We start from the raw sequence: 24,212 nt of genomic DNA, 5'->3' as shown, positions 1-24,212 counted from the left end.
ACGGGCTCTCTATGCTGAGCGTCTCACCCCGAGGCTGGGAGGCTGCCATGAACGATGACGCACGCCCCTTCGTCGCCGCCGAGCCCCCGCGACTCGATGCCCCGCACCGACCGACAGCCACGTTCTCGCCGCTGGCGATGCCGCCCGGCCCCGGCTACTACACGGCTCGGGCGCTGGACCGGGCCTTCAAGGCCAATCTGGCACGCCTGACCTTCGGCATCAGCCCGGCGGGCCTGGCGAGCAGCTACTTCGAATGGCTCGGCCATCTGGCCCTGTCGCCGGGCAAGCAGCTCGAACTGCAGGAAAAGGCGCTGCGCAAGCTCACCCGCCTCGCCACCCACGCCGGCCAGCTGGGCACCCAGCGGGACGCCGCGCCCTGCATCGAGCCGTTGCCCCAGGACAAGCGCTTCGCCGACCCGGCCTGGTCGCAATGGCCCTACAACCTGATCTACCAGGGGTTTCTGCTCAACCAGCAGTTCTGGCACAACGCCACCACCGACATCGACGGCCTCTCGCCGGCGACCGAGCGCGTGGTCTCGTTCATCGCCCGCCAGCTGCTCGACCGCTGGTCGCCCTCGAACCTCCCCTGGCTGAACCCCGAGGTGACCCGGGCGACCCTGGAACAGGGCGGCACCAACCTGCTGCGCGGCTGGCAGAATCTCGTCGAGGATGTCGAACGCCGGATCAGTGGGCGCCCGCCGGTGGGCAGCGAGGCCTTCCGGGTCGGCGAGAACCTGGCGGTCACCCCGGGCAAGGTGGTCTATCGCAACCACCTGATCGAACTGATCCAGTACACCCCCACCACGGCGACCGTGAAGGCCGAGCCGGTGCTGTTCGTGCCGGCGTGGATCATGAAGTACTACATCCTCGACCTGTCGCCGGAGAACTCGCTGGTGCGCTACCTGGTCGACCAGGGCCACACGGTGTTCATGATCTCCTGGCGCAACCCCTCCTCGGCGGACCGCGACCTGGGCATGGACGACTACCGGCGCCTGGGGCCGATGGCGGCGCTGGACGCGATCGGCTCGATCGTTCCGGGGCAGCGCGTGCACGGCGTGGGCTATTGCCTGGGCGGCACCCTGCTGTCGATCGCCGCGGCGGCGATGGCCCGCGACGGCGACGAGCGGCTCGCCTCACTCACCACCCTGGCCACCCAGGTTGACTTCACCGAGGCCGGCGAGCTGATGCTGTTCATCAGCGACAGCGAAGTCGCCTACCTCGAGAACATGATGTGGGACCAGGGCTACCTGGACGGCTCGCAGATGGCCGGGGCCTTTCAACTGCTGCGCTCCAACGACCTGATCTGGTCGCGGGTGGTGCGCGACTACCTGCTCGGCGAGCGCCAGCCGATGAACGATTTGATGGCCTGGAACGCCGATCTGACCCGCATGCCCTACCGCATGCACTCGGAATACCTGCGCCGGCTGTTCCTCGACAATGAACTGGCCGCCGGTCGTTACACGGTGGACGGCCGGCCGGTGGCCCTCAGCGACATCCACGTGCCGATCTTCGCGGTGGGTACCCTCAAGGACCACGTCGCGCCCTGGCAGTCGGTGTACAAGATTCATCTGCTCGGCGACGCCAGCGAGGTGACCTTCCTGCTCACCAGCGGCGGCCACAACGCCGGCATCGTCAGCGAGCCCGGCCATCCGCATCGCCGCTACCAGATCCACACCCACCGCGACGACGCGCCCTACATCGATCCCGACACCTGGCAGCAGACCGTGCCCACTCGGGAAGGCTCCTGGTGGCCGGCCTGGCAGGCCTGGCTCACCGAACGTTCCACCGCCGACGTCGCCCCGCCGAACCCGGGCGGCGACGATCATCCGCCACTGGCCGAGGCCCCGGGCTGTTACGTCCGCCAGGCCTGACCCAGGGAAGCCACCATGCACCAGCCGACAGCCGACAAGACCAGCCACCACGCCCTCACCGAGAACAGCGTTCCGCTCTTCTGGCCATTCACCGCCGCGGCGACGCTGGCCGAGCAGGAGTGGCGGCTGTTCAACGACAATCTCAAGTTCCTCGCCGAGACCGCGGTGATCGATCACGGCCCGCCGCCGGAATTCGTCACGCCCCACCGTGAACGCCTGGTGCTGCACACCCTGACGCTGCGCGACTTCTCGCCGGATGACGCCGACGCGGACGAGACACCCACCCTGGTCATCGCTCCCTACGCCGGACACCACGCCACCATCGCCGACTATCACCCCGGTCAGAGCCTGGTCGAGACGCTGCTGGCCAACGGCCTGTCGCGAGTGCTGGTCACCGACTGGCACAGCGCCACGCCGGCGATGAAGGACTACGACATCGACAACTACCTGGCCGAACTCAACGTCTGCATCGACGACCTGGGCGGGCGGATCAATCTGGTCGGGCTATGCCAGGGCGGCTGGATGGCGGCGATGTACGCCGCCCGCTACCCCGCCCGCGTGACGACCCTGGTGCTGGCCGGTTCGCCGATCGACACCGCCGCCGGCGACGGCCCCATCAAGCGCATGGTCGAACAGTTGCCGATCGCCTTCTACGAGCACCTGGTGGCCCTCGGCGACGGCCTGATGCGCGGCGACTTCATGCTCCAGGGCTGGAAGAACATGCACCCCGACAAGCAGTACGTCGACAAGTACCTGGAGCTCTACGAGCACATCGAGGACCCCGCCTACCTGGCCAAGCAGGAGACCTTCTCGCGCTGGTACGAGAACCCGCTCGATCTGCCCGGGCGCTGGTACCTGCAGGCGATCGGCGAGCTGTTCAAGGAGAATCGGCTGGCCCGCGGCCGTTTCGTCGGCCTGGGCCGGCGCCTGGCGCTGGGCGACGTCACCTGCCCGGCCTACCTGCTGGCCGGCGAGAACGACGACATCACCACCCGCGAGCAGGTCTTCGCCGCCGCCACGCTGCTCGGCAGCCCCGCCGACCGGGTGATCAGCACGCTCGCCCCGGGCGGTCATATCGGCCTGTTCATGGGGCGGCACACACTCGCCGAGTACTGGCCATCCATCGCCCGCTGGATCGCCGCCGGAGGCGCCGCGTGAGTCGCTGTCTGACGGCGCTCGCCCTGCAGGGCGGCGGCGCGCTGGGCGCCTACGAGTTCGGCGTGCTCAAGGCGCTGCACGAACGCGACGACTGGCGGCTGGACGCCGTCTCGGGGGTGTCGATCGGCGCCGTCACCGCCGCGGTGCTGATCGGCGCCCGGGGCGAACCGATCGCCACGCTGGCGGCGATGTGGGACCAGTTGGCCCTGCCCCCCTCGCCGCTGGTGCCCGAGGCCTTCCAGGCCAACCAGGGGCTGTTCGCCAACCCCGCCATGTATCGGCTCGACCCCGCCTGGCTGGTCTCGCCCTGGCTTACCACCCATGTCTACGACACGACGCCGCTGCGCGAGTCGCTGGAACGCTGGGTCGACGTCGAGCGTCTCAACGCCAGCCCCGTGCGGGTGACGGTCACCGCCGTGGACGTGGATAGCGGCGAGCTCGTCGAGTTCGACAACCACCGGGGGCTGACCCTCGAACACATCCTGGCCAGCGCCAGCCTGCCCCCCGGCTTTCCGGCGACGACGCTCGACGGTCACCACTACTGGGACGGTGGCCTGGTCTCCAACACCCCGCTGCGCTCGGCGATCGATGCCCTCGAGTCCCTGGCACCCGGCGACGGCGAGGTGCAGCGCGAACTGATCGTCATCGATGCCTTTCGCCAGCACGCGCCGGCGCCCCGGCAGTTTCTCGACGTCGTCGAGCGGGCCTTCGAGATCAACTTCGCCAGCAAGCTCAAGCTCGATCTGAAGCTGCTTCGCCGGATCAACGACCTGATCGAACTCGTCGAGGCGATGGAGAGCGCCCTGCCCGAAGACAGCCCGATTCGCCGGCGTCCCGCCTATCGGCGCCTGCTCGGCTACCGGCACATCGACCGGCTGTGGGTGATCGGCAATCGAGACGCCGACGACAGTGGTCCGGCCGACTTCTCCCCGGCCGCGATCCGGCGGCGCATCGCCAACGGTTACCGCGACGCCCGCCGCTCGCGTCGCCCCAGCGGCACTCACGGCGACTCGGACGGACCGTGACGGCGGTTCGTCCACAGCCGGCGTTCATGCACAGGAGTTGTGGAAAACTCTGTGAAAACCCCGCGGACGCCTGTCGCCAGGCCAAGACGTTCGCTGCCTGGCCACGATCGGGTAAAATTTGATCAACCCCGATGCCACCGGAGCCCTAGCCGTTGCCTTCTCCCGCCGACTCGACGTTGCCGCCGCTGGCCGGTCTCGACACGCCCGATCTCGACTGGCGCCAGGACGAGACCGACCGGCTCGCGCCGCATTCGATCGCCTTCGACGACGTCTACTTCTCGCGCCACGACGGTCGTGCCGAGACCGAGCACGTGTTCATCCAGGCCAACCGCCTGCCCGAGCGGTTCGCCAGCTGGCACGCAACGCGCCCCTTCGTGATCGGCGAGACCGGCTTCGGTACCGGGCTCAACGTGCTCTGCGCCTGGGCCTGCTTCATGGAGCACGCGCCCCCCGGGGTGCGGCTGCACATCGTCTCCACCGAGCGTTTCCCGCTGGCCCGCGACGATCTGGCCAGGGCCCTCGCCACCTGGCCGGCCTTCGCCGCGCCGGCGCGACGCCTGCTGGACCAGTGGCCGGAAGCGGTGGCCGGCGTGCACCGGCTGTGGCTGGACGCGCGGGTCATCCTCGACCTGCACTTCGGCGACAGCACGCAGATGCTGAATCAGCTCGACGGCCGGGTCGATGCCTGGTTCCTCGACGGTTTCGCGCCCGGCAAGAACCCCGACATGTGGCAACCCGAGCTGTTCGCGGCGATGGCCGCGGCCAGCCGCCCCGGCGCCAGCGCGGCGACTTTCACCTGCGCCGGCGTGGTCAAGCGCGGCCTGAAAGCGGCGGGGTTTGCGTGGCGCAAGGTGCCCGGCTTCGGCCGCAAGCGCGAGATGCTGGTCGCCGAACTGACCGAGCCGCCGGTGGACGAATCACGGCGTCACAGTACCTGGTTCGTGCCCCCGGCGCCGCGCCCGGCCGGGCACGTCGCGGTGATCGGCGCCGGACTGGCCGGCACCAGCGTCGCCCACGCCCTGGCGCGACGCGGCGTGGCGGTGACGCTGATCGACCGCGACGGCCCCGCCGCCGGCGCCTCGGGCAATCGCCAGGGCGCGCTCTACGTCAAGCTGGCCGCCGAGACCAACGCCCAGAGCCGTTGTTACCTGGCGGGGCTGCTGCACAGTCGCCGCTGGCTCGAGACGCTCGACCCCGAGCAGACCCTGTGGCGGGAGTGCGGCGTGCTGCAACGCGCCGCCGGCGAGCGCGAGGCCCGGCGTCAGCGGCGCTTCCTGGACGGTCATCCGCTGCCCGCGAGCGTGGTGAGGGGCGTCGATAACGACGCGGCCGGGGGGCTGGCCGGCTGGCCGCTGGAGACGGGTGGGCTGGATTATCCCCGGGCGGGCTGGGTCGACCCGGCGGCGCTGTGCCGCCGGCTGGCGGATACCCCGGGCGTCCACCTCCGGGGTGGCGAGGTGACGTCACTCGACGCGGTCGACGGCGGCTGGTCGCTGCGGTTCAGCGACGGCGACGGCCTCGTCGCCGATCAGGTGGTGATCGCCGCCGCATCCCTGGCCAACCGCTTCGCCCAGAGTGCCTGGCTGCCGCTGCAGGCGATTCGCGGTCAGGTCAGCCACCTCGCCCTGACCGACGCGGCGCCGCGCCCACGGCGGGTGGTCTGTGCCGGCGGCTACGTGTCGCCGCCACGGGACGGCATTCTGACCTTCGGTGCCACCTTCCACCCCAACGTCACCGACACCACGCCCAGCAAGGCCGATCACGCCGCCAACCTGGCCGAGCTGGAGCGCACCCTGCCGGGTTACCTCGCCGCGTTGCGCGACGCCGGCGTCGACCTGGACCCGGCACGCCTGCACGGCCGCACGGCGGTGCGCGCCGCCAGCCCCGACAAGACCCCCTACGCCGGACCGCTGCCCGACGCCGCGGCCTGGAAGCACGACTATGCCGCGCTGGCCAAGGATGCCCGACGGCGCGTACCGGACACGCCGGGGCGTCATCATCCGGGGCTGTGGATCAGCGCCGCTCACGGCTCCCGGGGGCTGGCCAGCGCACCGCTGTGCGCCGAACTGATCGCCTCGCGGGTCTGCGACGAGCCGTTGCCGCTGCCCCGCGAGCTGGTCGATCACCTGCATCCGGGCCGGCGGCTGATCGCCGAGTTGATTCGCGGCACGGCCCGGTGATTCGCGCCTACTGCATGAACCAGCCGTGGCTGACCACGATCGACTGGCCGGTGAGCGCGTTGGAGGGAAAGGTCGCCAGGTAGAGCGCCGTCTCGGCGACGTCCTCGACGGTGGTGAACGTCTTGTCGACGGTGTCCTTGAGGAACACCTTCTCGACCACCTCGTCCTCGCTCATGCCGTGCTCGCGGGCCTGGTCGGGAATCTGCTTCTCCACCAGCGGGGTCTTCACGTAGCCCGGGCAGATCACGTTGGCGCGGATGCCGTACTCGGCGCCCTCCTTGGCCATGGTCCGGCACAGCCCCAGCAGGCCGTGCTTGGCGGTGACGTAGGGCGACTTCATCGCCGAGGCCTCGTGGGAGTGCACCGAGCCCATGTAGAGCAGGCAGCCGCCGCCGTCCTGGGTCATCATCTGGCGGAAGGCCGCGCGGGTCGACAGGAAGCTGCCGTCGAGCTGGATGTTGGTGACCTTCTTCCAGTTGTCGTAGGACAGCTTGTGGATCGGCTCGACGTGCTGCGAGCCGGCGTTGGCGACCATCACGTCGAGCCGGCCGTAGGCGTCGACCGCCGCCTTGAAGGCGTCCTCGACCTGCTGCTCGTCGGTGACGTCGGCGCCCACGCCCATCGCGGTGCCGCCCTGCTCGGTCAACTCCCGGGCGGCCGACTGCGCCGCCTCGAGGTCGAGATCGAGGATCACCACCCGGGCGCCCTGCTGGGCGAACAGCGTGGCGATCTGCTTGCCGATGCCGCTGGCGGCGCCGGTGATCAGCGCCACCTTGTCCTTGATACGGTCCTGCGCGGGATGTTGTGACATGCGGGTTTTCCTCCTTGGTTAACACACCGGACGCGGCCGGCCGCGTCACTCGAACGGCACATCGGTCATGTCCTCGAGGTAGCCGTCCAGATTGCTGCGATAGCTGCAGACGTTGGCGCCGATCTCGTCGCTGACCGGGTCGCGCTGGCAGGGACAGGTCTCCAGCGCCCCCAGCATGTCCCGATAGCCGGCGCGCCAGCGTTCCATGATCGTCGAATAGGAGAAGTCGATATCCTTCTGCGCGGTCTCCGCCTCGCGGGCCGGCGCCAGCAGCCGCACGATGTTGACCGGCGCCTGGCGGGCGAGCCCCAGCAGCTCGGCGACCTCGTGGTCATCGCGGACATCGGCGGGCAGGTGCTTGCCCAGCTTGCGTAATGCATGACGCAGCCGATGGATCTCCTTGAGGAAGTGCAGATTGTGTCCGGCCCGGGTGGCGTACTGGATGTCCTTCTCGCGATGCATGGCCTCGGTGATGGTCTTGGGCACCGGGCCGCGCGGGCTCCACAGGTCGATCACGTAGCAGTTGACCGCCATGTCGCTGCCCGGGCGTTCGCTCTCGAGCACGTAGTCGATCGGCGTGTTGGAACACAGCCCGCCGTCCCAGTAGGCCTCGCCGTCGACCCATACCGGCGGGAAGGCCGGCGGCAGCGCACCGCTGGCCATCACGTGGTGGACCGAGAGGGTCTCGTCCTGACTGTCGAAGTAGCGCATCGCGCCGCGGCCGATGTTGACCGCGCCGACGCTCAGGCGCTTGCCGTCGTGCCGATCGCGGGTCCCCAGCAGGTCGAAGTCGACCAGCGCCTCCAGGGTGCGCTCGAGGGGCGTGACGTCGTAGAAGCTCGGCGGCGAGCCGTGCCAGTTGCGGGTCAGGGGGATCTCCCACACCGGCCGCGGGCGGAAGAACCCCGGCACCCCGGTGGACAAGGCCAGGAACTTGGCCATTTCGGTCTCGTAGTGTTCCAGTGCCGCGCCGCTGCTCGACGACGGCTGGGCGACGCGGGTCCAGAAATCCTCCAGCCGGGCGAGCACGTCGCGGCGGTGGTTGCCGGCGATCAAGGCCCCGTTGATGGCGCCGATGGAGGTACCCACCACCCAGTCGGGCTCGATGTCGGCTTCATGGAGCGCCTGATAGACGCCCGCCTGATAGGCCCCTAAAGCGCCGCCGCCCTGGAGGACCAGAATATTCATGGGTCGTGCCATTTCATCCCCCTGCGACCGTTCACGAGACGCTATCGGGTCGACCCCGCGACGCGCGATGCGTTCCGTCCCGACGACGGTTTCTTCATCCCACTCTAGGAAGTTGTGTATTGCACTGCAACATGAAACCCGCTGCGCGTCACCGCATCCCGGCGTGACGGGCATCAATATCCCGCCGGCTCGGCTGGGATAGAGTCGCCTCATGCACATGCCGATTTCCCGTCTTGCCCGCCGACGCCGCCGTCCGGGCCCGGCCCTGCGGCCCGCCCGCGCCGGCCTGGCAATCCTGCTGGCACTGGCCGGCTGTGATGATCGCCCGGAGGCAATGCCCGGGACCCTGGAGTGGGACCGCATCGCGCTCATCGCCGAAGCCTCCGAACCGGTGCGCCGCTGGGCGGTCGCCGAGGGCGATGGCGTCACCCGTGGCGAGCTCCTGCTGACCCTGGATCCGCGCCGCCTCGATGCCCGCTTCGACCGGGCCCAGGGGGAGCTGGACCGGGCCCGGGCCCAGCTCGACGAACTCGAGAACGGCACCCGCCGGGAGACCCTCGACGCGGCACGCGCCGACCTGGAGCGAGCCCGGGCGGCGGCGACGCTCGCCGAACGCGAGTACCAACGCAGTCAGCGCCTGTGGGACCAGCGCTCGATCTCGCGGTCGAGTTTCGACCTGGCGCGAACCCAGCGCGATGAGCGCCGGGCCGAGGTCGCCTCCCTCACCGCGCAATTCGAGGCCCTGACCCGTGGCGAACGCCCCGAGCGTATCGCCGCGGCGGCTGCGGCGGTGACGGCGGCCCGCGCCAGCCTCGCCGAACTGCGCATCGACCGCGAACGGCTGGCGATCCGGGCGCCACGCGCTGGCCACGTCGACGCCCTGCCGTTTCGTCCCGGCGATCAGCCGCCGCTGGGCGCCACCCTGGTCAGCCTGCTGGTCGGCGAGGCGCCCTACGCGCGCTTCTTCGTACCCGCCGGGCGGCGCGCCGCCCTGACACCGGGCGACCCGGTCACGGTACACGTCGAGGGCGTCGACCAGCCCTTCGACGCGCACCTGGAAAGCCTCGCCAGCGAGCCGGCCTTCACGCCCTACTACGCGCTGGCCGGCGACGACGCCAGCCGTCTGGTGTATCGCGCCGAGGCGCGCCTCGAGGGAGACACCGCCCGACGGCTGCCCGCCGGGCTGCCGGTCGAGGTGGAACTCGTCGATGACCAGTGAGCCGGTGATCCGCACGCGCGGGCTGAGCAAGCGCTTCGGCGATACCCTGGCCGTCGACGACCTGTCGCTCACGGTGACGCGCGGCGAGGTCTACGGCTTCCTGGGCCCCAACGGCTCGGGCAAGTCGACCACCCTGCGCATGCTCTGCGGCCTGCTCACGCCCAGCGCCGGGAACATCACGGTGCTGGGCTGCGAGCTGCCGCGCGAGGCGGAACGGCTCAAGCGCCGGCTGGGCTACATGACCCAGAGCTTCTCGCTGTATCGCGACCTGACGGTGCTCGAGAACCTGCGTTTTCTGGCGGCGATCCACGACCTGCCCGCGCGCGGCCTGGGCCGACGGCTCCACGACCTGATGTCGCGCTATCGGCTCGACGCACTGCGCGACCGCCTGGCGGGCACCCTGAGCGGCGGCCAGAAGCAGCGCCTGGCGCTGGCGGCAACGGTGATGCACACCCCCGACCTGCTGCTGCTCGACGAACCCACCAGCGCCGTCGACCCGCAGTCGCGCCGCGATTTCTGGGAGGCGCTGTTCGAACTCGCCGACGCCGGCACCACGCTGCTGGTGTCGACCCATTACATGGACGAGGCCGAACGTTGTACCCGCCTGGCGATCCTCGACCAGGGCCGCCTGGCCGCCGACGACAGCCCGCGCGCACTGATGGATGCCCTGCCCGGCCGGGCATTGCGCGTCGAGACCGGTCGGCCCCGACGGGCCCACCAGTATCTCGCGACCCATCCCGGGGTGATCGCGGTGGCCCAGATCGGTCTGGGGCTGAGGGTACTGGCAACGGACCGCGTCACCCCCGACGAACTCGCCGCGGCGCTCACGGCAGCGGGACTCGCGGCCCGGGTGAGCGCCGACCATGCCACCCTGGAGGATGTCTTCGTCGCCGCCACGCGTCGCTCGCCACCCGAGCCGGGACCGGACCCCACCCCGTCATGAAGACGCACCGCCTGCTCGCCATCGTCGTCAAGGAGCTGCGCCAGTTGCGCCGCGACCGCCTCACCTTCGCGATGATCATCGGCATTCCGGTCATGCAGCTGATGCTGTTCGGCTACGCCATCAACCTCGACGTGCGCGGACTCGACGCCGCGGTGCTCGATCAGGCCGACACCGCTCGCTCGCGAGAGGTGATCGACGGGCTCGGCGCCAGTCAGGTGCTCGACCTGCGCTATCACGTGACCACGCCGCGGGCGATCGACGCCCTGCTGCGCGAAGGTCGCATCAGCGTCGCGGTCGTGTTGCCGAGAGACTTCGAGACGCGCCTGGAGCGTGGCGACCGCGCGGCGCTGCAACTAGTGGTCGACGGCTCCGACCAGGTGGTCCAGGCGGCGGCACGGCAGCTGGCGCGCTTCCCGCTACCCGACACGGCGGGCTGGACGCGACGGGTGGCACCGATCGAGGTGGTCAACTTCTACAATCCCGAGCGCCGTGCGCCGGTCAACACCGTGCCCGGCCTGATCGGCGTGATCCTGACCATGACCCTGGTGCTGTTCACCGCCATCGCCCTGGTTCGCGAGCGCGAGAACGGCAACCTGGAGATGCTGATCGCCACGCCGGTCTCGCCATGGGAGCTGACGCTGGGCAAGGTGCTGCCGTTCGTCGCCATCGGGCTGGTGCAGGTCAGCGTGGTGCTGCTGCTGGGCAAGGGCCTGTTCGCGGTGCCGGTACGCGGCTCGCTCGGCGAGCTCTACCTGGCCGCACTGGTCTTCATCCTCGCCAGCCTGGCGCTGGGGATCTTCCTGTCGACCCTGGCACGCAGCCAGTTCCAGGCCATGCAGCTGGCATTCTTCACCTTCCTGCCGCAGATCATGCTCTCGGGATTCATGTTCCCCTATGCCGGCATGCCGCGCCCCGCCCAGTGGCTGGCCGAGCTGCTGCCACTCACCCACTTCCTGCGCCTGGTGCGCGGCATCATGCTGCGCGACGCCGGGCTCGCCGACCTCTGGCCGTCGCTGGCCGCGCTGGGGGTGTTCACCGGGCTGATGCTGGGGCTGACCGTGTCACGGCTGCGCAAGCGCCTCGATTAGCGAGCCACTCAGCCCTCTTCCTCGTCATCGGCCAGATCGCGGCCGAAGCCGCGCCATTGGGCCAGCGTCATCACCTCGGTGGTTTCGGTGCGCAGGTCGTGGGCGATGAGCAGCTCGCCGCGTTCGAGCTGGCGCTTGAGTTCGGTCACCCAGCCGCGCATGCCCTCGCCTGTGTCGGTGGTGTCATAGCCCTGGCGGGTGACGAAGGTCTCGAGCAGGGCATCCAGCGTCTCGCCCGGCAGCATGCGATAGGGGACCTCGATGAAACGCTCGCTCATGCTTCCTCTCCGTTCTCCCAGGCCGCCAGGCGTTCGAGAAAGGTCGCCTCGTCGAGCGTCTCGACCCCCAGCTCCTGGGCCTTGGTCAGCTTGCTGCCGGCAGCCTCGCCGGCGACCACCGCGGCGGTCTTCTTCGACACGCTGCCGGCGACCTTGGCACCCAGCGCCTGCAGCCGCGCCTTGCCCTCGTCGCGGGTCATGCTCTCCAGGCTGCCGGTGAGCACCCAGGTCTGGCCGGCCAGCGGCTGCGGGCGCTCGGCGACGGCCTCCTCGCGCCAGGTGACGCCGGCGTCGCGCAGCTTGGCGACGGTGTCGCGATTGTGCGCCTCGCGAAAGAAGGCATGGATGTGCGCGGCGACCACCGGGCCGATGTCCTCCACAGCTTCCAGCGCCTCGAGATCGGCGTCGATCAGTGCCTGTAGGGTGCCGAAATGACGCGCCAGGTTGTTGGCGGTGGCTTCACCTACCTCGCGGATCCCCAGGGCGTAGACGAAGCGCGGCAGCGTGGTGTGCCGGGCCTTGTCGAGGGCGTTGATCAGGTTGTTGGCGGACTTCTCGGCCATGCGCGGCAGTTCGACCAGCCGGTCGGCCTCGAGATCGAACAGGTCGGCCGGCGTCTCGACCCAGCCGTGCTCGACCAGTTGATCGATCAGCTTCTCGCCGAGGCCGTCGATGTCCAGCGCCCGGCGACTGGCGAAGTGCTTGAGCGCCTCCTTGCGCTGGGCCGCGCAGAACAGCCCGGCCGGGCAGCGAATCGCCACCTCGCCCTCGATGCGCTCGACCTCGGACTCGCAGACCGGGCAGCGCTCCGGGAAGACGATCTCGCGGGCATCGTCGGGACGCTCGCGCTCGATCACCCGCACCACCTGGGGGATCACGTCGCCGGCCCGGCGGATCACCACCGTATCGCCGATCATCACCCCCAGTCGGGCGATCTCGTCGGCGTTGTGCAGCGAGGCGTTGGACACCGTGACCCCCGCCACGCTGACCGGTTCGAGCCGTGCCACCGGGGTGATGGTGCCGGTACGGCCGACCTGGAATTCGACGTCGTTGAGCCGGGTGGACTGCTCCTGGGCCGGAAACTTGTAGGCGGTGGCCCAGCGCGGCGCACGCGAGACGAACCCCAGCTCGCGCTGGGAGCGCAGATCGTCGACCTTGATCACCACGCCGTCGATGTCGTAGTCGAGCCGTTCGCGCTTCTCCTCGATGCGCCGGCAATAATCGATGACGCCTCGGCTGCCGGTGACCACGGCGAGCTCGGGGCTGGTGCGAAAGCCCCAGTCGCGCAACTGGCGCATTCGCCCGCTGTGCGAGACCACCCCGGCATCGGCGAGGCCGGCGTTGTGCCGATCGACCAGTTGGTAGGCACAGAATTCCAGCGGCCGCCGCGCGGTGATCTTCGGGTCGAGCTGGCGCAGGCTGCCGGCGGCGGCGTTGCGGGGGTTGGCGAAGACCTTGCTGCCCTCCTCGCGGGCGCGTTCGTTGAGCGCCGCGAAACCGGAGTGGCTCATGTAGACCTCGCCGCGCACCTCGAGTCGATCGGGATACTCGCTGCCACGCAGCTTGAGCGGGATCGAGCGCAGGGTGCGCAGGTTCGCGGTGATGCCCTCGCCGGTACGGCCGTCGCCGCGGGTCGCGCCGCTCACCAGCCGGCCCTGATCGTAGACCAGCGACACCGCCAGGCCGTCGAGCTTGGGTTCGCAGCAGAACGCCAGATCGTCGTCGCCGCGCTCCAAGCGATCGTTGACGCGCTCGACGAAGGCGACGATCTCGTCCTCGTCGAAGGCGTTGTCCAGCGACAGCATGGGCACCGCGTGCTCGACTTCGGGAAAACCGTCGGCCGGCGCGGCACCGACGCGCTGGGTGGGCGAGTCCGGCGTCACCAGATCCGGATACTGCGCCTCGATCTCCTGCAGACGGCGCAGCTTGCGATCGTAATCGGCATCGGTGAGTTCCGGATCGTCGAGGACGTAATAGCGGTAGTTGGCATCGTCGAGTTCGGTGCGCAGGCGCGTCACCTCGTCGAGCGTGGACTTGTCGGGCTGGGCCATGCGATCAGTGATCCCGGTGATTCGTTGACGGGCCGACTCGGGCCGGCGATGACAGGTAAGCGCCGCCCTGCAACGCGACGACCCCGTGATCGCTCACGGGGTCGTCGCAGGGCGTGCCCGGGCGGCGGGACGTCAGTTGGCTTGCGAACGATGCAGGCGATGCCGACGCTCGAACTCCTGGACGCGCTGACGGGCGAACTCCACGGTCTGCGCGGTCATCACGCTGCGGTTCTCGTCCTTCAGCTCGCCGCCCAGGTTGCGCACCACGACCATCGCCGTCTCGAACATCGCCTCGAAGGCGGCGGCGGAGTCCTGGGCGCCGGGCAACGGCATCAGGAAGGTGATGCCGGGGGTACGGTAGTCGTCCATCGCTTCGAGATCGAAGGTGCCCGGCTTGATCACGTCGACCATGGCGAACTGCAGGTCGCTGTCGCCGTCCTCGGTCTCGTAGCGCAGGAAGATGCCCATTTCGCTGTAACGCAGCCCACAGGCCAGCATCAGATTGAGCAGATGGGTGCCCGAGAAACCCTCTTCGTCCCGGGACAGCACGCTGATCACGATCACCTCTTCGGCGTGGGCCAGCGTCTCGCGGGCCCGCTGGGCGCTGACGTGGTGGCGGCGGGCCTTCTCGACCACCGGATGCGGGGTGACCACGTCGTCACGCGGGGCATCGTGGGCGTCGTCCTCGGCGCGGCGCGACGAGGCGTCCGCCGGGGTCGCGTCCAGCGGCTCGAGCGGGGCCTCGTCGAAGCGCGGGGCTCGGCGGGCTTCGCGAGCCTCGTCGGCGGCCGGCGCCTCGTCGCCCAGCGTCGGTTCGTGGTGGTGCATCGACCTCGCCGGCTCGTGCGCGTCCTCTACCTCGTCGTGACGCTGGAAGTGCGAGGAAACCCGCTGCATCGATTGCGAAACACGCTGACCACCGGCGCGCAGTGCCGAGGCCATGCTGCCGAAGCGGCTCTTCGCGGCGTCCTCCTCGGCCTCGTGATAGGCCATGTCCTCGCGTTCGGCGCGCAACGGCAGATCGTCGCCCGGAGCCGGGGCGTCCTGCTCGCGCCGGGCCATGCCCGGCGGCTGCTGGGGTTCGGGTTGACGCTCGGCGGACCGTGCCGTCGCGTCATCCGGGGCCGCCGCCGATCGCCGTTCAGGCCGAGCCGCAGCCTCCCCGCGCCGCTCGCTCACGCGAGGCTCGGCAGAGGCAGCCGGCTCGGCCCGCCCGGGCGCTTCGCGATTCCGCCGCGCGAAGACCGTGGACGGCCCGGGGTGATCCTGACGCTCAAGATTGGGCTTGGGCTCGACGGTCGTCTGCGACGCCGGCCTGACGACCCTTGCCCCTCCATTGGGCAACTCCCAGTTGATCTCGGCCTGGCGGGCAGCCTCGTCGGGGTCTACCGCATCGCCTTCCTTGCCCTCGACCTCGTCGAGGCGGGGCACCTTACGCTGACGCTGGAGACGGCGCACGCCGTCGACGACGATGATCGCCACCAATACCAGCCCCAGGATAATCAACCACTCTCTTAGTTCCATGGGTCGTCTTGCCTGTTTGCTAAGGCGCCATGCCTGATAATCGATTCGTCACTAGCATAGCGCGATTGACAAAAAAAAGGCTACTTAATTTAGAAAGTCAAGCCTTTCCTAAGCCCAGTGCAATCGCCCTTCATTTTTCCCTGTCGCTACTGCGCAATCATGCGTTGGTAACCCGTTCGCGATTCGACTGCAAGCCCTTCATGCCTCGGCAAGCTCCGCGGCTTCCTCGACACCCACCGATACCAGGCGTGAGACCCCGGGTTCCTGCATGGTCACGCCCATCAATCGATCGGCGGCCTCCATGGCGATCTTGTTGTGGGTAATGTAAATGAATTGGACGGTGTCGGACATGTCCTTTACCAACTTGGCATAGCGTCCCACGTTGGCGTCATCGAGGGGCGCATCGACTTCGTCGAGCATGCAGAATGGTGCCGGATTGAGCTGGAAGATGGCAAAGACCAGCGACAGTGCCGTCAGCGCCTTTTCGCCCCCCGAGAGCAGATGAATGGTGCTGTTCTTCTTGCCCGGCGGACGCGCCATGATGGCCACCCCGGTCTCCAGCAAATCCTCGCCGGTGAGCGTCAGCCACGCGGTTCCGCCACCGAAAACCCGGGGAAAAAGCGCCCCCAGCCCCTCGTTGACCCGCTCGAAAGTCTCCTTGAAGCGCGTGCGGGTTTCCTGATCGATCTTGCGAATCGCCTTGTCGAGCGTCTCCAGCGCCTCGCTGAGCTCGGCATGCTGCGCCTCGAGGTAGTCGCGGCGCTCGGCCTGCTGGTCGTACTCCTCGATCGCCGCGAGGTTGATCGCTCCCAGTCGGCGGATCTTCTCGCCCGTCGCCTCGAGGCGGCTCTGCCAGGCCGATTCGGTGGCCTCGGGGTCCAGGTCGGCCTCGAGATCGGTCGCCTGGTGACCCAGCTCGGCGAGCACCTCGTCCTGGGCATCGGCCTTGAGCTTGAGCGCCTGGACCTGCATGCGCCCCTCCTCCAGGCGGTGACGGATGCCTTCCAGATTGCGCTCGTGCTGCTGACGGGCCAGCTCGGTCTCGCGCAGCGTCTCGCCGAGCCGCTGCGCTTCGTCGCGGCAGGCGTTGAGCGTCTGCTCCTCGCGCGAGCGGCGATCGAGCAGTTCCTCCAATTGTTCGCGCTCCTCGTCCTGCGGCTCGCGCAGGGTCTCGCGCTGCGCCTCGAGTTCGGCACACTTCTCCTCGAGCCGCGCGCGCGTCTCGTCGCTGCGCCCGCGCTGCTCGTCGAGGCCGGCGCGCTCGGTACTCAGCCGCTGATGCTCCAGCGCCAGCTGCTGGGCGCGTTCCTGCAACGGCCGCAGCCGGCCGCGCTGGGCGGCAAGCGATTCCTGGGCCTCGCGACGCGCCCGGTCCAGGGCCTCGCGCTGCTGACTGGCGGCCTCGAGATCGTTCATCGCCGCCTGCCAGGCCTCGCGGGCCGACTCCAGTTCCAGCGCGCAGGTCTCGCGACGCTCCTGAAGATCGGCGATCTCCTCGTCGAGTTCCGCGAAACGGCCGTCGACGTGCTCGAGTCGCGAGCCGAGATTGGCCTCGGCGAGTGCCGCCTGCTGGCGCTGCTGCGTGAGGTCGCGTTCGGCGACGCGCAGGTGCTCGAGCGCGGCTTCCAGTTCGCCGTCGCGGGCCTGGAGCGTCTCGAGCCGCTCGGCCTGGGTGCCCAGGCGTTCCTCGACCTCGGCGAGCGCCGTCTCGGCGGCCTCGCGGCGCTGCTGCTGGGCGATCACGCTGTCGTCGCCGTCGGCGACGCCCAGACGCCGCGCCCAGCCCACGCCCAGCCACAGCCCGTCGGCGGTGAGCACGCTCTCGCCGGGCGCGAGATGCGGGTGAAGCGCCCAGGCCTCGGCGGCGTCCCCGGCACAGCGCACACGGGACAGCACGACGGCCGCCGCGCCGGCACCGCTGACTCGTTCGGCCAGGGTCCCGCCGGGCGCGCCGGCCGGGGTATCCGACGGCTCGCTCTGCTCGACCAGCGACAGCTCGCCACTGGGCAGCTCGCCGTCGAGGGCCCGGCGCGGCAACTCCGGCAGCAAGCGGGCGTGCAGCCAGGACCCCAGCACCCAGGACACCGCACGCTCCCAGCCCGCCTCGACACGCAGCCGCTCGGCCAGCCGCGGCGCCGCCTCGAGGCCGTGTTCGCTGAGCCAGGCATCGAGGGCGGCATCCTGGTCGTCGAGACTGGCGCGGATCAGCGCCTCGAGCGAGGCGATCTCGCCCTGCAGCCGGCTGCGCCGCTGGCGCTCCTCCTCGCGGGCGGCCTCGGCCTGACGCAGCGCCTCGCGGCCCTGGTCGCGCTCCTGCTGGTGGGTCTCGCGCCGGGCTTCCAGGGTCTCGAACTCGAGATCGATCTCGGCGAGCTGCTCGGCGAGCCGTTCGCGGCGCTCGCGCAGTTCGCCGCCGTCGGGCAGTTCGGCCTGCTGCTGGCGGCGGCGTTCGATCTCGCGGCCGTGGGTTTCCAGCTCGCGCTCCAGATGACGCACCCGATCCTGGGCCCGCTCGGCCTCGTGGGTGGCCTGCCGGTCGCGCTCGTGGAACTCCTGCCAGCGCGACTGGGCCTCGTCATTGGCAGCCTCGGCCTCTTCCAGGGTGGCCTCGAGCTCGGCCAGCGCCTCGGCGACCTCCTCCTGCTCGGGCCCCAGCGTCTCGAGGCGCTCGTCGAGCCGTTCTAGGCGCTGGGCGTCGGTCTCGCCAAGCCGCTCGAGCTCGACGAGCTCGCGGCGCGACGCCTCGAGGTCGCGAGCCAGTTGCTGCTCCTGATGGCGGGTGTGTTCGAGGCGCTGTTCGAGGCGGGCGATCGCCGCACCGGTCTCGTAGAAACGCGCCTGGTGGGCCTCGAGCTGCTCACTGAGCCGGTCGTGCTCGACCCGCGAGGTCTCGAGCCGGCTCTCGCATTCACGCTGGCCGAGGATCTCGCGCTCGACCTGGGTCTCGAGCTCGCGCACGCGGGTTTCCTGCTCGGTCTGCTGGGCGCGCAGGGCCCGGCCGCGCAACAGCGCCAGCTCGCCCTTGAGGCGATGCTCCTCCTGCTTGAGGGTCTGGTAGCGGCGCGCCGCCTCGGCCTGACGCTTCAAGCGCTCGAGCTGCTTGTCGAGCTCCTCGCGGATGTCGTCGAGACGTTCGAGGTTCTCCTGGGTGCGGCGCATGCGGTTCTCGGTCTCGCGCCGGCGCTCCTTGTACTTGGAGATGCCCGCGGCCTCCTCGAGGGTCGAGCGCAGTTCCTCGGGGCGCGCCTCGATCAGCCGCGAGATCATGCCCTGGCCGATGATCGCGTAGGAGCGCGGCCCCAGGCCGGTGCCCAGGAACAGATCGGCGATGTCGCGGCGGCGGCATTTCTGGCCGTTGAAGAAGTAGCTGGACTGGCTGTCGCGGTTGACCTGGCGCTTGACGGCGATCTCGGCGTACTGGGCGTAGGGCCCGCCCATGCTGCCGTCGCGGTTGTCGAAGAACAGCTCGATGGAGGCCTGGCCCACCGGCTTGCGCCCGGTGGAGCCGTTGAAGATGACGTCGGTCATCGATTCGCCGCGCAGGGTCTTGGCCGAGGACTCGCCCATCACCCAGCGCACCGCGTCGATGACGTTGGACTTGCCGCAGCCGTTGGGGCCGACGATCGCCGTCATGTTGCTGTCGAAGGGCACGGTGACGGGGTCGACGAACGACTTGAAGCCGGCCAGCTTGATCGATTTGAGACGCATGCGGGAGTTCGGGATCCTCGACACCAACGACAACCGATCCGAGTCTACCGAAGTGCCCGGTCACGCCCAAGCGCGGATTGTCCGCCGGGGCCATTCCGCGAGCGGCTCATTCGACGACCCGGTCGATGCGCACCGCCTGGACGTCGCCGTCGCCGGTCACCGCGACCGGGCCGGCTTCACCGACCAGATCGCCGGGCTGCGGTGTGGCCTGGCCGCTTTTCGAGACCCGCGCCACCAGCCGCACCCGGTCGACCCGGGAGAGCGTCGCCTGGGGCGTCATGGCGTCGCCGTCGTCGAGGGTCACGGTCAGCGGCAGATCGGCTACCGTGGCCCGCGCCACGGCCAGCGGCGGCAGCTCGCCGGCGACGTCGCGGGCGACGAGGAACACGCTGTCGCCCGGCGCAACCCGCTCGCGCAACGCCGGTGCGAGGCTCACCCGTACGCTGAGCGAAGCCTCCTCCGCGATGGCGGGCTGGGGGCCGGAGCGTTCGGCCGGCACGCCCAGACGCTGCCGGGCGGCGGCGATGCCCTCGCGCAGCGCCTGCACCGAGGCCGAGTCGCCGTAACCGGCGATCGCCCGCCGCCAGTAATCGATGGCCTCCTGGTAACGCGCGTGATCGAAGGCCTCGATGCCCAGCATGCCCAGCACCACGGGCTGACGCGGGTCCTTGGCCAGGGTCTCGTCGACCAGCGCCTGGACCTCGTCGGTGAGGGTACGCTCGGCGGCGAAGAACCTCACCTGGGCCAGCTGGGCGAGCAGTCCGGGGCGCCGGCCCTCCAGGGCGATCAGCCGTTCGAGGCTGTCGGCGGCCTTGTCGAGCCGGCCGCTGTCGCGATAGAGCGGGAACAGTTCGTACCACACCTTGGGGTTGTCGGGCTGGCGCTCGGCCTGCGTCTCTAGCCTTTCGATCAGCATCGCCAGCGAGCCGTCGGGATCGTTGCGCACCGACTGCTCGGCGGCGTACAGCGCCAGATCGCCCTCGGCACCCTGATGCTGGTACCAGAGCAGGCTGCCGCCCGCCAGGGCGATCAGCAACAGCGGCACCAGGGCACGCCCCGCGGCGGCCGGCTTGAGCGCCCCATGGCGGCGCTCGCGGGTGTCGTCGAGCAGGCTGCGGTCGAGCTCCAGGCGGCTCTCGGCGAAGCGCTCGGCATCGAGCTCGCCGCGCTCGCGGGCGGCCTCGAGATCGACCAGGCGCTGGCGATACACCGCCAGGTTCTCGGCGTTGCCGGTGTCTTCGGCCTCGTAGGCCCGCTGGGCGGCGTGCACCGCGGTGGCACGCCGCAGCGGCAGGATGACCAGCCACAACGCCGGCAACAGCAGCAGAGCCAGGGAGAGCCAGAGCAGGTTCATGAGCGCTCCTCGCGGCGAGTCAGTTCGTCGAGCCGGGCGCGCTCGTCGGCACTCAGCGCGCGGTTGGCGCCACGCCGCCGCGAGCGCACGATCAGCGCGACGACCAGCGCTCCCAGCACCACCAGGGCGGCCGGCAGGCCCCACAGCAGCCAGGTCCGCGTCGTCAGCCGCGGGTCGTAAAGCACGTACTCGCCGAAGCGACGCACCAGGAAGTCGCGGATCGCGGCATCCGAGCGCCCGGCTTCGAGTCGCTCGGCGACCTTGTCGCGCATGTCGGCGGCGATCGGCGAATCCGACTCGGCGATCGACTGGTTCTGGCACTTGGGACAGCGCAGCTCGTGGGTCAGCGTTGCGTAGCGCCGCTGCAGGGCCGGATCGTCGAAGTGACGGACCTCGATCGCCGCCGAGGCCGCCAGCGCCACGCCCAGCAACAGCGCCGGCCAGAGCCGCAGGATCATTGCGCGCGCCATTGTTCCACCTGGGGCAGGATCGACTGCTCGACGTCGGCCGGCGTGATGTAGCCGGTGTGGTGGTAGCGGATGACGCCGTCACGATCGACCAGGAAACTCTCCGGCGCGCCGTAGACGCCGAGGTCGAAGCCCAGATCGCCGTCGGGGTCGAAGAGATTGACCGCGAAGGGATCGCCGAACTCGTCGAGGAAGGCCCGGCCCTTGTCGCGGGTGTCCTTGTAGTCCACGCCCACCAGGTGTACGCCGCGCCGGGCGAGCTCCAGCAGTTGCGGCATCTCCTCGCGACAGGTCGGGCACCAGGCGCCCCAGACGTTGACCAGGGTGACCCGGCCGTCGAACAAGGCGGCGTCATGACGCACCGAGGGGTCGTCCAGGGTCGCCAGATCGAAGGCCGGAAACGCGTGCCCGATCAGCGCCGAATCGCGGCCGCTGGGATCGAGCGCCAGCCCCCGGTAGAGAAACACCGCCAGTACCGCGAACAGCGCCAGCGGGATCAGCAGCAACAGACGACGCCTCATGCGTTGACCTCCTCGACTCCAGCCGGCCGGCTCGCCCGCGCCTTGCCACGCCGATAGCGGCGATCGGCCACCGCCAGCACCCCGCCGGCGGCCATCAGCAACGCGCCCAGCCACAGCCAGCGCACGAACGGCTTGTATTGAATGCGCAGCGCCCAGGCACCGTCGCCCAGGTCCTCGCCCATGGCGACGTAGAGATCGCGCCATAGCCCCGGGCTCAGCGCGACGTCGGTCATCGGCATGCGCCGCGCCAGATAGACGCGCTTCTCGGGGCGCATGATGAACGGGGCGTCGCCGGCGTGGCTGACCGCGATGGTCGCCACGTCGGCGACGAAGTTGGGCCCCCGACGCTTGCCGAGCGAGCGCATGGCGAAGGTGTAGCCGGCGACTTCGACCTGCTCGCCGACCGCCAGGCGCACGTTGCGCTCGACGTTGTAGTTCGACACCACGGTCACCCCGACGAGGGTCACCGCCAGCCCCAGGTGACCGAGAAGCATGCCCCAGTAGGCCGGCGTCAGGCGACGCAGCCCGGTGGCGGGCGAGCGGGCCTGGCGCAGCTTGTCGAGCAGGTCGCGGGCCAGCGAGAGCACCAGCCACAGCGCCAGTACCAATCCCAGCGAGACCCACGGATCCCAGCGGCCGTGATAGATCAGCGGCGCCAGCGCGCCGAGCACCAGCGCACCGAGCCCCGCCACGGCCAGCCGCCGCCACAGCTCGCGGCCCGGCATGCGCTTCCAGCGGGCCAGCGGGCCGAGCCCCATGAACAGGCACAACAGGGCCGTCAGCGGCACGAACAGGGTGTTGAAGTACGGCGGGCCGACGCTGATCTTGCCGAGGTTCAGGGCGTCGAGGATCAGCGGGTAGACGGTGCCCAGCAGCACGGTGACGGTCATGATCACCAGCAGGATGTTGTTGATCAGCAGCAGCGCGTCCCGCGAGGGCCAGCCGAAGGCAGTGGCGTGGGCGACGCGCGGGGCGCGCAGGGCGAAGATCAATAGCGACACGCCCACCGTCAGCCCCAGCAGGACAAGGATGAAAGTGCCGCGGGCCGGGTCGTTGGCGAAGGCGTGGACCGAGGTCAGCACCCCCGAGCGCACCAGGAAGGTGCCCAGCAGCGACAGCGAGAAGGTGAAGATCGCCAGCAGCGCCGTCCAGTTCTTGAAGCTGCCGCGCTTCTCGGTCACCGCCAGCGAGTGCATCAGCGCCGTGCCGGCCAGCCACGGCAGCAGCGAGGCGTTCTCGACCGGGTCCCAGAACCACCAGCCGCCCCAGCCCAGCTCGTAGTAGGCCCACCAGCTGCCCAGCGCGATGCCCACGGTGAGGAACGCCCAGGCAACATTGGTCCAGGGCCGCGCCCAGCGCGTCCAGGCGGCATCGATGCGCCCCTCGAGCAACGCGGCGATGGCGAAGGCGAAGACCACCGAGAAGCCCACGTAGCCCATGTAGAGCATCGGCGGGTGGATGATCAGCCCCACGTCCTGCAGCAGCGGATTGAGATCGGCGCCCTCGCCGGGCACGTCGGGCAACAGCCGCGCGAAGGGGTTGGAGGTGAGCAGCACGAACAACAGGAAACCGCTGCTGACCGCCCCCATCACGCCCAGCACCCGGGCCAGCATGTCCCGCGGCAGTCGGCGCGAGAAGCGGCTCACGGCGAAGCTCCAGCCGCCGAGCATCAGGCACCACAGCAGCACCGAGCCCTCGTGACTGCCCCATACCGCGGTGGCCTTGTAGTACCAGGGCAGCATCGAGTTGGCGTTGTCGGCGACGTAGGCGACGCTGAAGTCGTCGAGCAGAAAGCTCGCCATCAGCGTGAAGAAGGCGATCAGCAGGAAGACGAACTGCCCCAGCGCCATGGGCCGGGCATAGGCCATCCACAGCGGGCGCCGGGTGGCCGCGCCGGCCAGCGGCACGACCGCCTGGATCAGCGCCATCCCCAGCGCCAGGATCAGCGCGAAGTGGCCGAGTTCGGGAATCAGTCGGGGCAACATCGCGACTCCACTCGCTATTGGCCCGAACCGTAGCCGGCGGGCAGCTTGCCGGCGGCCTCGAGCGCATCGCCGACTTCCGGCGGCATGTATTTCTCGTCGTGCTTGGCGAGTACCTGATCGGCATGCAGCACGCCGTCGTCGGCCAGCTTGCCGACCACCACCACGCCCTGCCCCTCGCGGAACAGATCGGGAAGGATGCCGCTGTAGGTGATCTCGAGCGTGCTGTCGAAGTCGGTCACCGTGAAGCGCACGTCGAGACTGTCGGCATCGCGCACCACGCTGCCCTTCTCGACCATGCCGCCGGCACGGATCTGGCGGCCCACCGGGGCCTCGCCATCGGCGATCTGACTCGGCGTGAAGAACAGGTTGATGTTACTGCGCAGCGCGTAGCCGGTCAGCCCCACGGCGAGTGCGGCGAGGACCACCAGGCCCAGCAGCGCGAGCAGACGCTGTCGGCGTTTCGGGGTCATGATTGTCTCACTGTCGCGTGGCGCTCGCGGCGATTGCGCCGTCGCAGATCGCGCAGCACTCGCCGGCGCTCGAGCCGCGCATGCCACACGCTGCCCACCAGCAACAGCGCGGTCACGCCCCAGGCCGGCCAGACGTACGATGCGTAGCCGCCCATCATCAAAAAGGCGTGCAACGAGTCGAAGGCCATCGTTCCTCCACCGGCGCCGGGCACGCCGTGACTTGCCGCGTCGCCGACGGCATGGCGACCTCGGACTGCAAGATTGGATTATCCAACTGTATACAGGTTATGCCGATCAAATGTATACACCCTTGGCCGTTTCACCCCTCGCCGGCCAGCTCGCGCACCCAGCGCTTGGCGGACTCGCGGCGC

The 24,212-nt window shown here is 69.7% G+C and carries 19 protein-coding genes; 7 read left to right on the top strand and 12 right to left on the bottom strand.

Annotated elements, in window-relative coordinates; genetic code table 11:
* The first annotated feature begins 47 nt into the window (after window positions 1-47).
* The 4 genes from D0901_RS19455 to mnmC all read left to right on the top strand — a co-directional run bounded on the left by D0901_RS19455 (window position 48) and on the right by mnmC (window position 6,234).
* Window positions 48-1,871 (top strand): PHA/PHB synthase family protein, encoded by a 1,824-nt coding sequence (locus D0901_RS19455; protein WP_325051851.1) that lies wholly within the window; start codon window positions 48-50, stop codon window positions 1,869-1,871.
* A gap of 15 nt (window positions 1,872-1,886) precedes the next feature.
* Window positions 1,887-3,029: an alpha/beta fold hydrolase gene (locus D0901_RS19450; protein ID WP_129141960.1), complete on the top strand. Its 1,143-nt coding sequence runs from the start codon at window positions 1,887-1,889 to the stop codon at window positions 3,027-3,029.
* Complete coding sequence (locus tag D0901_RS21005) at window positions 3,026-4,054, top strand: patatin-like phospholipase family protein (RefSeq protein ID WP_162500925.1); 1,029 nt, start codon at window positions 3,026-3,028, stop codon at window positions 4,052-4,054. The genes D0901_RS19450 and D0901_RS21005 overlap by 4 nt, the downstream gene beginning before the upstream one ends.
* Before the next feature lie 152 nt (window positions 4,055-4,206).
* A complete protein-coding gene (gene mnmC, locus D0901_RS19440; protein ID WP_129141959.1) occupies window positions 4,207-6,234 on the top strand; it encodes a bifunctional tRNA (5-methylaminomethyl-2-thiouridine)(34)-methyltransferase MnmC2/FAD-dependent 5-carboxymethylaminomethyl-2-thiouridine(34) oxidoreductase MnmC1 in 2,028 nt (675 codons plus the stop codon).
* Window positions 6,235-6,241: 7 nt separating this feature from the next.
* On the opposite strand, the gene D0901_RS19435 is transcribed toward mnmC, so the two are convergent.
* Entirely contained in the window at window positions 6,242-7,045 is an 804-nt protein-coding gene (locus D0901_RS19435) for a 3-hydroxybutyrate dehydrogenase (RefSeq protein ID WP_129141958.1), read from the bottom strand.
* Window positions 7,046-7,090: 45 nt separating this feature from the next.
* The gene (locus D0901_RS19430; RefSeq protein ID WP_162500924.1) at window positions 7,091-8,233 is read right to left on the bottom strand and encodes a patatin-like phospholipase family protein; all 1,143 of its coding nucleotides are present in this window, start codon (window positions 8,231-8,233) and stop codon (window positions 7,091-7,093) included.
* 211 nt (window positions 8,234-8,444) lie between these two features.
* Between D0901_RS19430 and D0901_RS19425 the strand changes: the two genes are divergently transcribed.
* Genes D0901_RS19425 through D0901_RS19415 form a run of 3 tightly spaced genes read left to right on the top strand, consistent with a single transcriptional unit; the run spans window position 8,445 to window position 11,483 of the window.
* Window positions 8,445-9,452 (top strand): HlyD family secretion protein, encoded by a 1,008-nt coding sequence (locus D0901_RS19425; RefSeq protein ID WP_203234913.1) that lies wholly within the window; start codon window positions 8,445-8,447, stop codon window positions 9,450-9,452.
* Window positions 9,442-10,395, top strand: coding sequence for an ABC transporter ATP-binding protein (locus D0901_RS19420; protein WP_203234912.1), 954 nt, complete (start codon window positions 9,442-9,444; stop codon window positions 10,393-10,395). Before D0901_RS19425 ends, D0901_RS19420 begins: the two co-directional genes overlap by 11 nt.
* Window positions 10,392-11,483, top strand: coding sequence for an ABC transporter permease (locus D0901_RS19415; protein WP_129141955.1), 1,092 nt, complete (start codon window positions 10,392-10,394; stop codon window positions 11,481-11,483). The genes D0901_RS19420 and D0901_RS19415 overlap by 4 nt, the downstream gene beginning before the upstream one ends.
* A gap of 8 nt (window positions 11,484-11,491) precedes the next feature.
* On the opposite strand, the gene D0901_RS19410 is transcribed toward D0901_RS19415, so the two are convergent.
* The 10 genes from D0901_RS19410 to ccmD all read right to left on the bottom strand — a co-directional run bounded on the left by D0901_RS19410 (window position 11,492) and on the right by ccmD (window position 24,029).
* Entirely contained in the window at window positions 11,492-11,761 is a 270-nt protein-coding gene (locus tag D0901_RS19410; protein ID WP_129141954.1) for a YheU family protein, read from the bottom strand.
* A complete protein-coding gene (gene ligA / locus D0901_RS19405; RefSeq protein ID WP_129141953.1) occupies window positions 11,758-13,812 on the bottom strand; it encodes an NAD-dependent DNA ligase LigA in 2,055 nt (684 codons plus the stop codon). The genes D0901_RS19410 and ligA overlap by 4 nt, the downstream gene beginning before the upstream one ends.
* Before the next feature lie 132 nt (window positions 13,813-13,944).
* A complete protein-coding gene (gene zipA / locus D0901_RS19400; protein WP_129141952.1) occupies window positions 13,945-15,336 on the bottom strand; it encodes a cell division protein ZipA in 1,392 nt (463 codons plus the stop codon).
* Between the two features lie 198 nt (window positions 15,337-15,534).
* Entirely contained in the window at window positions 15,535-19,044 is a 3,510-nt protein-coding gene (gene smc, locus D0901_RS19395; protein ID WP_129141951.1) for a chromosome segregation protein SMC, read from the bottom strand.
* Window positions 19,045-19,150: 106 nt separating this feature from the next.
* Complete coding sequence (gene ccmI, locus D0901_RS19390) at window positions 19,151-20,398, bottom strand: c-type cytochrome biogenesis protein CcmI (RefSeq protein ID WP_129141950.1); 1,248 nt, start codon at window positions 20,396-20,398, stop codon at window positions 19,151-19,153.
* Window positions 20,395-20,868: a cytochrome c-type biogenesis protein gene (locus D0901_RS19385; protein WP_129141949.1), complete on the bottom strand. Its 474-nt coding sequence runs from the start codon at window positions 20,866-20,868 to the stop codon at window positions 20,395-20,397. The genes ccmI and D0901_RS19385 overlap by 4 nt, the downstream gene beginning before the upstream one ends.
* Window positions 20,853-21,386 carry a DsbE family thiol:disulfide interchange protein gene (locus tag D0901_RS19380; protein ID WP_129141948.1) on the bottom strand — a complete coding sequence of 178 codons (534 nt, stop codon included), beginning with the start codon at window positions 21,384-21,386 and terminating at the stop codon, window positions 20,853-20,855. The genes D0901_RS19385 and D0901_RS19380 overlap by 16 nt, the downstream gene beginning before the upstream one ends.
* On the bottom strand, window positions 21,383-23,371 hold the full coding sequence (locus D0901_RS19375; RefSeq protein ID WP_129141947.1) for a heme lyase CcmF/NrfE family subunit: 1,989 nt from the start codon (window positions 23,369-23,371) through the stop codon (window positions 21,383-21,385). Before D0901_RS19375 ends, D0901_RS19380 begins: the two co-directional genes overlap by 4 nt.
* 14 nt (window positions 23,372-23,385) lie before the next feature.
* Window positions 23,386-23,841: a cytochrome c maturation protein CcmE gene (gene ccmE / locus D0901_RS19370; RefSeq protein WP_129141946.1), complete on the bottom strand. Its 456-nt coding sequence runs from the start codon at window positions 23,839-23,841 to the stop codon at window positions 23,386-23,388.
* A complete protein-coding gene (gene ccmD / locus D0901_RS19365; protein WP_129141945.1) occupies window positions 23,838-24,029 on the bottom strand; it encodes a heme exporter protein CcmD in 192 nt (63 codons plus the stop codon). Before ccmD ends, ccmE begins: the two co-directional genes overlap by 4 nt.
* Window positions 24,030-24,212 lie beyond the last annotated feature (183 nt).

The sequence above is a fragment of the Modicisalibacter coralii genome, assembly GCF_004117855.1.
GTDB classification, from domain to species: domain Bacteria; phylum Pseudomonadota; class Gammaproteobacteria; order Pseudomonadales; family Halomonadaceae; genus Modicisalibacter; species Modicisalibacter coralii.
Note: the sequence above shows the minus strand (reverse complement) of the source record. Positions and strands in the feature narration are given on the sequence as shown.

Excerpts from the sequence above, each read along its gene's own strand:
- ccmE (WP_129141946.1), bottom strand. The coding sequence starts at position 23,841 with ATGACCCCGAAACGCCGACAGCGTCTGCTCGCGCTGCTGGGCCTGGTG.
- D0901_RS19420 (WP_203234912.1), top strand. The coding sequence starts at position 9,442 with ATGACCAGTGAGCCGGTGATCCGCACGCGCGGGCTGAGCAAGCGCTTC.
- D0901_RS19425 (WP_203234913.1), top strand. The coding sequence starts at position 8,445 with ATGCACATGCCGATTTCCCGTCTTGCCCGCCGACGCCGCCGTCCGGGC.
- D0901_RS19380 (WP_129141948.1), bottom strand. The coding sequence starts at position 21,386 with ATGAGGCGTCGTCTGTTGCTGCTGATCCCGCTGGCGCTGTTCGCGGTA.
- D0901_RS19455 (WP_325051851.1), top strand. The coding sequence starts at position 48 with ATGAACGATGACGCACGCCCCTTCGTCGCCGCCGAGCCCCCGCGACTC.
- D0901_RS19435 (WP_129141958.1), bottom strand. The coding sequence starts at position 7,045 with ATGTCACAACATCCCGCGCAGGACCGTATCAAGGACAAGGTGGCGCTG.
- D0901_RS19430 (WP_162500924.1), bottom strand. The coding sequence starts at position 8,233 with ATGAATATTCTGGTCCTCCAGGGCGGCGGCGCTTTAGGGGCCTATCAG.
- D0901_RS19415 (WP_129141955.1), top strand. The coding sequence starts at position 10,392 with ATGAAGACGCACCGCCTGCTCGCCATCGTCGTCAAGGAGCTGCGCCAG.
- zipA (WP_129141952.1), bottom strand. The coding sequence starts at position 15,336 with ATGGAACTAAGAGAGTGGTTGATTATCCTGGGGCTGGTATTGGTGGCG.
- ccmD (WP_129141945.1), bottom strand. The coding sequence starts at position 24,029 with ATGGCCTTCGACTCGTTGCACGCCTTTTTGATGATGGGCGGCTACGCA.
- D0901_RS19385 (WP_129141949.1), bottom strand. The coding sequence starts at position 20,868 with ATGGCGCGCGCAATGATCCTGCGGCTCTGGCCGGCGCTGTTGCTGGGC.
- smc (WP_129141951.1), bottom strand. The coding sequence starts at position 19,044 with ATGCGTCTCAAATCGATCAAGCTGGCCGGCTTCAAGTCGTTCGTCGAC.
- ligA (WP_129141953.1), bottom strand. The coding sequence starts at position 13,812 with ATGGCCCAGCCCGACAAGTCCACGCTCGACGAGGTGACGCGCCTGCGC.
- ccmI (WP_129141950.1), bottom strand. The coding sequence starts at position 20,398 with ATGAACCTGCTCTGGCTCTCCCTGGCTCTGCTGCTGTTGCCGGCGTTG.
- D0901_RS19410 (WP_129141954.1), bottom strand. The coding sequence starts at position 11,761 with ATGAGCGAGCGTTTCATCGAGGTCCCCTATCGCATGCTGCCGGGCGAG.
- D0901_RS19450 (WP_129141960.1), top strand. The coding sequence starts at position 1,887 with ATGCACCAGCCGACAGCCGACAAGACCAGCCACCACGCCCTCACCGAG.
- D0901_RS19375 (WP_129141947.1), bottom strand. The coding sequence starts at position 23,371 with ATGTTGCCCCGACTGATTCCCGAACTCGGCCACTTCGCGCTGATCCTG.